Origin of the sequence: Vibrio sp. 10N.286.48.C11 (genome assembly GCF_041469805.1) — a bacterium.
Lineage (GTDB): Bacteria > Pseudomonadota > Gammaproteobacteria > Enterobacterales > Vibrionaceae > Vibrio > Vibrio crassostreae_C.
Map to the genome: position 1 here is coordinate 137,693 of NZ_JBFRLK010000011.1, position 11,817 is coordinate 149,509.

Consider the following 11,817-nt stretch of genomic DNA (forward strand, 5'->3'; position numbering starts at 1 on the left):
AACTCTGCTCCCTTTCAAAAAAATGTCATTTGAAACATTAAATATGTTTCCGGAAACAGTCGATCTTGTGCAAATTTTAGCAACGAATAAGTGTTTTTAGATCACGTTATTTAGCCTTTTTAGTACTAATTTCAGTCTTCAAGTTCACTATTAATTTTAGTTTATGTTTACGAAAACAATATGAGATTGGCTATGAGCGAATTTATTCATCTAACAAGTAAAAACCACAGTTTGATCATCAAATCGGGCCGTACTCCAGAGGTTCTTCACTGGGGCGCAAAGATCGCCAGTATTGATGAAGATCTTTTGTTATCAACCGAGAGACCGATCTCTCAAGCACGCCTTGATGTCGATGTACCGCTTTCTCTTTGTCCTGAATTGGGTAGCGGTCATTTTAATGCGCCGGGAATAGAAGGGCATCGTGATGGTTTTGATTGGGCACCCGTTTTTAATACCGTCCGCGTGGAAGCTCAGGTTCAGCAAGCCACTTTTGTTCTAGAAGACACCGTGTCTAAGCTTGAATTGACGGTTGAAATTAAACTGGATTACGAATCGGATGTGGTTCAAAAGCGCATCACAGTAACCAACAAAGGGGGCAGTAAATACTATTTAAATAAGCTGTCATCAACGTTGCCGCTGCCAAACCACGCCAATGAATTGATGACGTTCCATGGTCGTTGGTGTCATGAGTTCCAAACGCAACGTCAGCGTTTTGAGCATGGTGGCTTCATGCAAGAGAACCGTCGCGGCCGTACTTCACATGAAAACTTCCCTGGCATGTTTGCAGGAACGCAAGGTTTCTCAGAACAGAATGGTTTGGTGTGGGGCTTCCATTTAGGTTGGAGTGGTAACCACCAAATGCGTGCTGATGTTCGCAGTGATGGCCGCCGCTTTGTACAAGCGGGAGAGTTATTGTTAGCGGGTGAATCGATTCTAGAACCAGAGGCTACTTACCAGACACCTTGGCTCTATGGCTGTTACAGCAACTCTGGTTTGAACGGTATTGCTCAACGTTTTCAGCAGTTTGTTCGTGACAACATTATTCAATTCCCTACCGATAAACCTCGCCCTGTGCACTTAAATACTTGGGAGGGCATCTACTTCGACCATAAACCGGAATACATCATGCAGATGGCAACCGAAGCCGGCGCAATGGGTGTTGAACGATTCATTATTGATGATGGTTGGTTTATTGGTCGTGATGGCGAACGAACGGCCTTAGGCGATTGGTATCTCGATGAAGTGAAATACCCAAATGGCTTAGAACCTGTGATTGAACACGTTAACCAACAGGGGATGGAGTTCGGGTTGTGGGTTGAACCTGAGATGGTCAGCCAAGACTCAAACCTATACCGTAACCATCCTGATTGGGTCCTAGGTTTGCAAGGTTATCATCAACCGTCTGGTCGTTGGCAGTATGTTTTAGACTTGCAGAATGAAGCGTGCTTTGACTACTTGTTCTCTCGCCTTGATACGCTTCTGACTACGTACAATATCGGCTACTTAAAGTGGGACATGAATCGTGAATTAGTTCAGCCGGGCCACCAAGGTAAGGCGGCGGTGCATGGTCAAACTGAAGCCTTGTATCGTCTCGTTGATCAACTGAATCAAGCACACCCTAAGGTCGAGATTGAATCTTGCTCATCAGGCGGTGGTCGCATTGATTTTGAAATCCTTAAAAGAACACATCGATTCTGGGCATCCGATTGTAACGATGCATTGGAACGACAAGCCATTCAAAAAGGCATGAGCTACTTCTTCCCACCAGAAGTTATGGGTGCGCACATTGGCCCTGCTGAGTGCCATTCAACCAATCGTCGTCACAGTATCAATATGCGTGGTGTCACCGCTTTGATGGGGCACATGGGCGTTGAACTTGACCCGGTTAAAGAGTCGCAACAAGAGAAGCAAGCTTTCTCTCACTACATCTCTCTGCATAAGCAGTTCCGCCATATTTTGCACTCAGGTCGTAGTTTCCGCATGGATCCCGCGGACAAAAACCAGAACATCTATGGGGTGCAGAATGATGATGAAATGCTGATCACCGTGTGTCAGTTGGCCATGCCTGAATACGCTCTGCCATCACCACTTCGTATTAGCTGCGTGGAAGACAGTGCGCTGTATCAAGTGAAGTTAGTGGAGATGCCACAAACCAGTTTCCAACTCATGAAGCAACGCCCTCAATGGTTAGATAAAACTCTGACTTTAAGCGGCGATAACCTCAAAGAGATTGGATTGACCTTACCTATTCTCGACCCAGAGTCTGCCTTGATTGTGCATCTAAAAAAGATGTGAATCTCTGACTCTGAGTACCCCTACAAATAAAAATCTAAATATAAAAATTATAATCGGCAGCGAGGTATTGCTGCCGCAATAACTCAACTTAAGGAAAACAAAATGTCTATTACCGTTCTGTTGTCATTTTTGTTATTTACTGGGTTTGTAGTCGCGTTTACCTACAACAAAGTGAAAAATGACAAAAACACCTCACAAGATGGTTTCTTTCTTGGCGGAAGAAGCTTAACCGGTGGCTTAATTGCCAGCTCACTTATCTTAACGAACTTGAGTGCCACCAGTTTCGTGGGCATGAGCGCACAATCTTACACCCACAACATGAGTGTCATGGGTTGGGAAGTGGCTTCTGGTGTCACCTTGGTGATTATTGCTTTAATGTTAGTTCCTCGTTATTTGAAACAAGGTATCACCACCATTCCTGATTTCTTAGAGAGCCGCTACGACATGTCGGTGAAGAAGTTTGTGACGTTACTTTTCTTGTGCCAATACGTGATCAACATTTTGCCTACCACACTTTACGCGGGCGCTGTTGTTTTGGGTGAAATCTTCGATGTTCAGGCCCTGCTAAATATTTCAGAGTTTAGTTCAATTGCACTGATTTCGGCGACGATTGGTCTACTTGGCTTCTTTTACGCGATTTATGGTGGCCTAAAGGCGGTTGTAATTGCAGATACCATTAATGGTGTAGGCTTGATTGTCGGCGGCATGATGATCCCTGTATTTGGTTTAATGGTGTTGGGCGAGGGGAGTTTCGGTGCTGGCTTAGATATTCTGCTTTATGCCGCGCCAGAGAAGCTCCAATCGGTGGGTACAGAAACCGATCCACTGCCGTTCTCAACATTGTTCACAGGTCTGCTTTTGGTGAACTTGTATTACTGGGGTACTGACCAATCTATCATTCAACGCGCATTGGGTGCTAAGAACCTGAAAGAAGGTCAGAAAGGTGTAATCCTTGCCGGTGCGATTAAGGTCATCTCTCCGCTGTTTTTGATCATTCCGGGTATCATTGCTTTCCATATGTTTGGCGCTGATGCGGGTAATCCAGACACCATGTACACCCGTTTAGTTAATGAAGTTTTGCCTAAGCCGCTAGTGGGCTTCTTCGTTGCGGTGATGTTTGGTGCGATTTTGAGTACCTTTAATGGTGTGTTGAACAGCTCAACGACTCTGTTTGCATTGAACGTGTATAAGCCGCTATTCGGACAAGGTAAAACCGATGAAGAGCTAGTGGGTAAAGGGCGTATTTTTGGTGTCGTGATTGCGATTATCTCGGTATGTATCGCACCATTCATCATGTACGCACCAGAAGGTTTGTTCCAATATCTACAAATGGTGGCAGGTTTCTTCAGTGTGCCAATCTTCACTATCGTGTTTGTCGGCTATATCTCTAAACGTGTACCAGCTGTAGCGGCGAAAGTGGCGTTGGTGGTGTTTGTAAGTTCTTACGCTGCAATGCAGTTGGTGTTCAAAACTCCGATTCACTTCCTACATCAATTAGCGATTCTGTTCGTGGTATGTACCGCGTTGATGTTCATCATTGGTTACTTTATGCCGCGTGAGTCTGAGTACGTGATGCCAGTCAATGAGAATATTGATGTGACACCTTGGGAGTTCCGTTTCGAGGCTTCGGCTATTATTCTTTACATGGTGCTTGGTGCTTACGTTATGTTCTCGGATGTGGGTTTTGTATCGGACGATCCAACCATCATGCAAGTTTATGGCGTGTGTGGCATTGTTATGTTGCTCGGTATTTTTGGACGACTAGCAAAGCGAAAGAAAGCACTTGCGACCGCGTAGATGAGTTCGGGTAATTAAAAACGAAAACGCCGCTCTTTGGAAATAGGAGCGGCGTTTTTCGATCTTGTGAAGATAAATGGAAGGCTAAAAAGTCTAAAAAGAGAATCGAGTCCATTTCTTAGCTCGCCAGCGATAGGCCATGATGATTCCACGGAACCACTCGTCCATCGCGATTGCCATCCAAGCACCCAATACGCCATAACCCCAATGCACGCCAAGCAAATAGCTCATGGCAACCCCAATGCCCCACATGCTGAGAATGCCCATTTTGATCGGGAATTTAATGTCGCCAGCAGCCTTTAGACAAGAGATAAAGATAAGGTTAAATACTCGTCCAGCTTCAAGAATGATGGAACCTGCAATCAGTGCCGCCGTTAGCGCAATGATCTCTGGATCTTGCGTGAACAGATCGAGAATTTCGAAACGGAACACATACACCATGCAGGTGATCGCGGTTGACGCGATAAAGCCAACCACAAAGTAACGTTGCACGCGCTTGGTAATCTCGTCGATCCAACCCTTACCAATGTAATAGCCTGTTTGGATTTGGCTGCCTTGACCAATTGCCAGTGCAAACGCAAAAGAGAGGCGAGCGATGTTTTGTGCGTAAGTAAACGCAGCCAGTGAAGACGTACCCATCTGCACTACAAAGAAGGTAATGCTGATCTGAGCCATGTTATAAGAGAGCACTTCTCCAGCGTTCATCGAGCCGATCTTCATGATTTTTTGATAGATGGCTTTCGGCACAGATTTAAACTGCTTCACTGGTAGATAAATCCCTTTGCTTCTGACCACACCAATCAAGATCAACATTCCGATTACTTGGCTAATGACGGTCGCGGTCGCAACCCCTTGCACGCCGTATACAGGCAAACCAAAAGGTTGATATAAGGCACAGTAGTTACCGAATACGTTGATGACACCTGCAATCATATTGATCACCATCGGTGACTTTGAATAGCCATGACTGCGCAAAATAGTGGTGAGAACCACACCTATGGTTACATTGAAGGTGAGAGCACCACTGATGAACAGGTATTCTTGCGCGTACTGTTCGACTTGAGGTTCGAGTTGATAAAGCGGGATAAAATATTCAGCAACAAGAACGGCAATCACACTCAGTAGCACACCGGCAATAATGGCCAGAATGATACTTGCTACACCCACGTGAGCGCTCTCTTGAGTGCGGGAAGCACCATTGTATTGCGCGATTAGAATACCCGTACCACTGCTGACCATGGTCGAGACAATGATCAGGAAAAAGGATATCTGAGAAATAACACCAACGGCAGACACGGCTTTGTCCGAGTATCCCGATAACATGAATACATCACTGGTGTTGAGTGCGGTTCTTAAAAGAACTTCGATAAAAATTGGCCAGGTGAGCGCAACGATTCCCATACGTTTGTTTAGGGTGGAATCAGCATTAGGCATTTAGGTTTTCTCAAAAAAGGGGTAGGCGACGCTATAGTTTAGCTATTATTTAGTAAACGACTATCAAATTAATGTCCGGAAGGCTAATAAGGATAAATAAAATTCGAATAAGTCTTCAGAATTCAATATTTCAGTGAGGGTGATGAAATTTTTGAATGGGATTTCATAGCAAGAGCACTCTTTGCTTTTTGTGAGTAAAAGCTTGCCTGTGTTAGCTGAGTACAACGAACAGAGTAAAAGGATCATGGTAGGCCAAATGGTCTAAGTGCTTGTTTTTCGCTTACGTTACTTCAGATATAAAAAAGGCACTCAGCGAGAAACTGAGTGCCAAAGTCTGAAATTTATGAGGTTAGATTTTCATTGAATTTCAGAAGACAGGTATAGGTTTTTACTTACTCTGCGTCAGTAAAGAAATCGTTGTATAACATGTATAGGTGGGCAGCACTCCAAGAGAAGTTTGGAGCACCTTGTTGTTCACCGTTTAGCGGGTTGTAGTTCTCACGGATAGGACCGTCTTGTACCAAGCCATCGGCGTGGTCGAAGAATGCGCCTGCCATTTCAATCGCATCGTCACGGTAGCCGTAGCTGTCCATACCTTTTAGGCCGAAGTAGAACTGGTCTACCCATACACGTCCACGCCAGTAAATATCTGGGCCAAATGCTGGGCTAGAAAGCGCTGCTGTGCCCAGTGGAACGTAGGTGTTGAACTCTGAGGTATCTTTCATCACAGAGACCACGGCATCAGCGTGAGCTTGTGTTGCTGCACCGTTGAACAGTGGTGACCAACCTTCAGGGCCTTTACCACGCTCGACAATCGGTTTGCCTGCGCAGCCATTGGCTAAAGGCTTGTCTTCAATACGAATGTCATAGAAGAAGTGAGTGCCTTCGTCGAACATACAGGTGTTGATGTAGTTCGATAGGTGCTCTGCTTTTTCACGGAACTCTTTCGCTTCTGCGTCTTTACCTAGAATGTCAGCCATTTCTGCTAGGTACTTGTTATCGCTGTACATGTAGCTTGCTTGGTCAACGGACTCTTGCAGCAATGAATAGCCAAGCAAAGTGCCGTCTTCAGCGCGGTTTTGAGCGAACTCAACATCCCAATCGCTGCGCTTACCACCGTTTGCAACGTATGCGTCTAGCTGGTCTTTATCAATGAAGCCAAATGCGGCTGCATCGTCACGGCCTGATTCCCAAGATGCAGCCGTTTGTGCGGGGCTCTCGATGTAATCGTAGTTGCCTTCTGCTACCACTTTATCCAGTGCTGCTTGTCCTACGACTGTTTCGTGCTTATCGCCACGAACCACGGTGAAGTACATTTCACCTTCAGGTGTGTTGTGTGCTTTGTCGCGTGCTGCGCCGTATTCTGGAACACCGTTGCCGTTGTTATCACGGTTGCGTAGCCACCAGTCGTGGTAAGCCACTAGCTTTGGATACATCTCTTCTAGCCAAGCTTCATCGCTGGTGGTCTTGTAGACTTCCATCACGGCCCATGCAGCTAGGCTTGGTTTGGTATTACGTTCGTTCCAGTTACCGCCGTCGCCGCCACGTTCTGGGCTTAGGTTGTAAGCCAATAGATCTGGCACGTAACCTTCATCCCAAGGGCGAACAGGATCGTCAGCTTGAATTTGGTAGGCAAACATCGCGCGGATGTTATCTTTCGCTACATCTGGGTTGAAGTGAGCCATTGCGTAGGCTTGCTTCCATGTGTCCCAAGGCCAAGTTTGGTTGCCCGAGAACCAACGCGCCGTCACGGATGGTGTCACAGAGTCAAACTCCATCGCACCTGCAGCGCCACGCCAGTTACCGTTTAGGGTTTCCATCGCTTTAACCGCAACACGCTCTTGCTCTGGTGTCGCGTTCGGGTTGGTTAAACCCATCTCAAGATAGCCTTCCCAACGTTCTGCTGATGCGGCTAAGAAGTCGGTAGGGTTTGCCATGATCTTTTTGATTTCAGGCTGTTCCGCTTGCGCTTCTTCTGCCGTTAGAACATGCGAGTATGTGGTGTAGATAGTCGTCGATGCTTCAATGTTTGCCGCTGAAGTAAACGCTAAACCATCAACCGTGGTTTTCGTTGGAATCGACTTGTGAACTTGGTATTCAGACTCACCAGAAGTCAGTAGATCCCATGTCGAACGAACCTTACCGAAGGTCACCTTTAGGCCATCGTCGGTTGCGACGATTTGACGGTCATACTCAGGGTAAGTTTCAGCGATTGTTTTGTCGGTTTGCGAAACGCCTTCTTTGGCGTGGGTCTTTTCTAGTAGTTCACCATCCCACACTAATTCAACCGGGGAATCAGTGGTGATTTTAGTTTCTAGTAGAGAGGTACGGTTTGAAGCAAAACGCATCGTCATTTCTACAGTCACATCGTCAGATTTTAGTGTCTGAACCAATGCGCCCGGTAGGCTGTAAGCTTCCATAGTGAAAGCCACTTTTTTGCCATCTTTGAACACGCTTAGGCGGTCGAAGTTATCAGCCATGAAGTTGATGTATTCTTCGGTAAGCAGTGCTGTACCTGGGAATCCGCCCATGCCTTCTGCACTGTCTGGCAGTAGGTGACCGTGCCATGCGCCTAGGTCGAAGAATGGGTTAAAGCGTTGGTGGTCATCGAAGTCGTAATCTCGCATGTATTCTGGCGAGCCAGTACGGTCGATAACGTTCTTAAACTCGTTGGCTTGCAGTTGCTCAGTATCAGAACTTGAGCCAGAGATGGAATTTGATGCACAACCAGTAACGACAAGGGCTGCACCGATAGCGAGAGCTGCGAATGATTTATTCAGTTTCATGATCAATTCCTGTTATTACCAGTAGAAGTATTGCATTGCGAACACCTGAGCGTCGCCGATTTCAGTGTCGCTGCCTACGCCAAAGCGGCTATCAAAAGCAGTCGCAAATGCGCCGTTGCCGTATTCGTACCAAACGCCAGCATTGATGTAAGAGGTGATCTCTTTGTCGCCATTGTCACCGTCAAAGTTTGCGTAGTTGTAGGCTGCTGATAGGTAAACGCCTTGTGCGGCTTCATACCATGCACTGGTTTGAATACCTGATTCGCTACCGAAAGACTCTTGGTTGCCTTTATCTGTATCGTGCCAAACACGAGTGGCGAAGTTTTTGTACTCAGCACCCAATAGCAATAGTTCACCACCATCGTTGTTACGAACTTCACCACCACCCATTAGGGTTAAGTCGTCGGTCATATCGTATTGAAGGTAACCATTGACCATGGCGTTCTTGTCTTTCCATTGGTCTGCAAAGTTATCGTACTTGCCGAAGTGAAGTAGGGCATCGTCTTCAGAGAAGTCAGACTCTGGCGCGAAAGAAACGCTGTAGCGAAGCTTGCCTTCTAGGTTTTGAATCTTCACACCAAGGTGCACGTCTCGCGTGTTTGAGATCGCGTAGCCGTATTCAACCGTAGGGTCACCCCACCATTGAACGTCATCTAATGAAGAGTCCATACGACCAATCATGAATTCTGTTTTGTTATCTGTGCGGTAGCCAGCGTAAAAGCGGTTGAAACCACCTTCAAAACCGCCCCAGCCGTGGCCCGTTGCCCAAGCATTGCCTTCGTCATCGGCTTGTACTGTCCAGCCCTCCATATAAGCAAGACCAAACCAATTACCGTGCTCGATAGCCAAGCCAGCTTCAATGTAAGTACCGTCTGCGTAGCGGCCTTTATCATCACCTTCGAGTGCCACGTGACCACCAAGGCCAAGCTCACCATAAAAGTTAAATAGGGTTTCAGTTTCTGTCTGAGGAGGCTGAGTATCACTGTGGTTTGCTGCGGACTCTTCCGCGTGGGCAGTGGTACTTAAGGCAGCAAGAATACAGCTTGTAATAAGAGTGTTTTTAGTAAAACTACTTTTCATTTTAATCACTTCTGTGTCGGGGTTATAAATGAAGGTTCGCAAGCAGTTCTGACTTCTAATATGGGGTGCTCTTCAAGGCGTATTGGTCAGGTTACTTACGATCGCAAAACCAATATTAATGATAATTTTGATGTTTAAAATTAATTAAGCTTAAAAGTGTGATCTATTTTTAGTAAATATTTACTTTGTTTTTATTTTGACTTTCAGTTGAATTTGCAGAGGTATGGCTAGGGTTGTAAGTATTCGGGAGGTGAATTGTTTGATGGGTGGTTAGATTGTTGGTTCGAATGTTTTGATTCTTGAATGGCTTTGATTTAATCGAGATGGTTAGTGGAAATGTACCGACAAATAAAAAGGCACTCACCAAATGTGAGTGCCTGAAGTTTAAGTCAGAGTGCCCGAAGTTTAAATCAGAGTGCAGGGTAAACTAAGCGTTCGCCGGTTCAGGTTTTGCTTCTAGTTTTTTCTCTTCTGGAGATAAGCTTTTTTCATATTTTCCGTACTTCCACCACGCGTAGCCAAGGAAGATAACAATCCCGCCCACGTTGTAGAAGATGATGGTCATGATGTCAGCACCTGTTGGGAAGGTTGACGCAAAGAAGCCAACAGTGAAAATGCCGATCAGAATCGAGACCACGGTAATGCCTGTCATACGTGAGCCCATTCTGAAATCACGAGGTAAGTGATCCAACTTCAAACGTAAATTAAGGTACGCGATCATGATGAATAGCGGTGGCAACATCGATGCTGCAGCTGTCATGTTGATAATGGTACTCATCAGATCTTGAACCGTATCGGACGCCAGTGTCGGAATGAACATCAGTGGAATCACAATCAAGAACTGAATCCAAGCCGCACGCTCTGGAACGCCTTGTTTGTTTAGAGCGACCGTTTTCTCACCGAAGATACCTTTAGGGATTTCAGAGAAGAAAATCTTAACGGGTGTTGCCGTCCACATCAGCAGAGAGCCCAGCATCGCCGTGAATGAAACCACACCAACGAAACGGTTCATCAAGATTTCAGACAGGCCAAAGTGTCTTGCTAGCCCTTCAAATACCTGAACTGAGCCGCCTGTGAATTTAAGCTCTTCACGCGAAACAAACACGTTTGCTAACACAGATCCTACCGAGTAAAGCGCACCGATGAAGATACCGGCAATGATGATGACTTTAACGAAAGACTTGTGACCGCCTTTGATGTCATTAACGTAAACCGCGACCGATTCTGCACCGCCTGCCGCCATGAAGATCCAAGTGATTACGCCAAGGAATGCCCAGTTGAAGCTTGGTGTCATGGCTTCAATGGTGATTGGGTCAGCTGGCTCGATACCGCCTACCAAAGCACCGCCAGATAACAAGATGTAAGACATCGTTAACAGCAGCATCAGTGAGGATGTTAGTGAAGTGATAGGGCCCAGTAGTTTCGCGCCGTTGTTCGAGATATGAGTCGCGACCGCAAACAAAATGGTACTCAGAATCGCGGTGGTCATTGGCGTGAATATGTACTCAAAGCCTAAGAACGCATACGACGCATAAGCGATGATTCTAGGCAGCAGAGATGTGAAGAAGAACAGGTTAACAAACCAGTAGGTGTAAGCTGAAATAAACGCCCAGCGGCCGCCTAGAGAGCTTTTAACCCAAGAGTAAACACCCGCTTCAGAGTCTTTATTCAGTGACACAAACTCTGCAACGATCAAACAAAATGGCACAAAGTAAAAGATGGTTGCTAGAAAGAACATCGGAGCCGAGGAAAGGCCGATCTCGATGTTGTTATTAATGATGTTATTGAAGCTGTATACCGCCGCGAAGGTCATAGACAGTAGGGCAAATTTGCCTATCGTACTGCGTTTATTTTCGGACATGATGTTCTCCGGTGAATCACGTTGATGATCGTTATAACTTGGTCCTAGAGAGGGAAGCTCTAGGCCGCACTTTTATTGTTATGTTGGTTTGGCAAACACCCGCTTTGTTTTGTCAGGGTTGACTCATTGTTGTTTTTATAGATTTACGATCGGACTTCTTTGGGATTTTTTTCTTTGGTATTTCAGTAAACTTATTACCAAAACAAAGAGTTAAAGATTAAGAAGTTCATTGAAGAGATTGCTTGTCTCATGAGCGACGATTTATAAGGCGTGTAGGGGCTTTTTTGTCGCTTTCTTTATATGAATCAGTTTGTCTCTTCAGCAAGAAGATTAAAGATTAAGCGGCGGGAAGTTAATCGAAATTGATCAAATATGTGACCTTGAGTAAATAAATTTAGTTAATGTTTTACCTTGGTTTTTATTTGAGTTTTATTACCTATTAATTGGTGTTTTTCGTGAACTGAAACCTTGACGGAACGCCGTTTTTATTTTTGGGGTTTTTGTTTTAATTATCTGATTTAAAACAAAAAAAGCGCCAATTAAGGCGCTTTTAACTAGATGTAT

General features: G+C 45.5%; 6 protein-coding genes. 2 read left to right on the forward strand and 4 right to left on the reverse strand.

From position 1 onward, the window contains the following. The first annotated feature begins 192 nt into the window (after positions 1-192). Positions 193-2,295 carry an alpha-galactosidase gene (locus AB4209_RS04070; RefSeq protein ID WP_102319934.1) on the forward strand — a complete coding sequence of 701 codons (2,103 nt, stop codon included), beginning with the start codon at positions 193-195 and terminating at the stop codon, positions 2,293-2,295. A gap of 102 nt (positions 2,296-2,397) precedes the next feature. After that, on the forward strand, positions 2,398-4,092 hold the full coding sequence (locus tag AB4209_RS04075) for a solute:sodium symporter family transporter (protein ID WP_102319935.1): 1,695 nt from the start codon (positions 2,398-2,400) through the stop codon (positions 4,090-4,092). 93 nt (positions 4,093-4,185) lie between these two features. On the opposite strand, the gene AB4209_RS04080 is transcribed toward AB4209_RS04075, so the two are convergent. From AB4209_RS04080 to AB4209_RS04095, 4 genes are all read right to left on the reverse strand, one after another. Then, positions 4,186-5,526: an MATE family efflux transporter gene (locus AB4209_RS04080; RefSeq protein ID WP_017060807.1), complete on the reverse strand. Its 1,341-nt coding sequence runs from the start codon at positions 5,524-5,526 to the stop codon at positions 4,186-4,188. Between the two features lie 392 nt (positions 5,527-5,918). Further along, positions 5,919-8,312, reverse strand: a complete 2,394-nt coding sequence (ygjK, locus tag AB4209_RS04085) for an alpha-glucosidase (RefSeq protein WP_102319936.1) — start codon at positions 8,310-8,312, stop codon at positions 5,919-5,921. A gap of 15 nt (positions 8,313-8,327) precedes the next feature. After that, positions 8,328-9,392 carry a protein YgjJ gene (gene ygjJ, locus AB4209_RS04090; protein WP_102319937.1) on the reverse strand — a complete coding sequence of 355 codons (1,065 nt, stop codon included), beginning with the start codon at positions 9,390-9,392 and terminating at the stop codon, positions 8,328-8,330. 427 nt (positions 9,393-9,819) lie between these two features. Beyond that, positions 9,820-11,253: an amino acid permease gene (locus AB4209_RS04095; RefSeq protein ID WP_017069519.1), complete on the reverse strand. Its 1,434-nt coding sequence runs from the start codon at positions 11,251-11,253 to the stop codon at positions 9,820-9,822. Positions 11,254-11,817: the final 564 nt, after the last annotated feature.

What these genes read in the sequence shown, in the direction of transcription:
- AB4209_RS04070 (WP_102319934.1), top strand. Translation starts at nt 193, where the DNA reads ATGAGCGAATTTATTCATCTAACAAGTAAAAACCACAGTTTGATCATC.
- AB4209_RS04075 (WP_102319935.1), top strand. Translation starts at nt 2,398, where the DNA reads ATGTCTATTACCGTTCTGTTGTCATTTTTGTTATTTACTGGGTTTGTA.
- AB4209_RS04080 (WP_017060807.1), bottom strand. Translation starts at nt 5,526, where the DNA reads ATGCCTAATGCTGATTCCACCCTAAACAAACGTATGGGAATCGTTGCG.
- ygjK (WP_102319936.1), bottom strand. Translation starts at nt 8,312, where the DNA reads ATGAAACTGAATAAATCATTCGCAGCTCTCGCTATCGGTGCAGCCCTT.
- ygjJ (WP_102319937.1), bottom strand. Translation starts at nt 9,392, where the DNA reads ATGAAAAGTAGTTTTACTAAAAACACTCTTATTACAAGCTGTATTCTT.
- AB4209_RS04095 (WP_017069519.1), bottom strand. Translation starts at nt 11,253, where the DNA reads ATGTCCGAAAATAAACGCAGTACGATAGGCAAATTTGCCCTACTGTCT.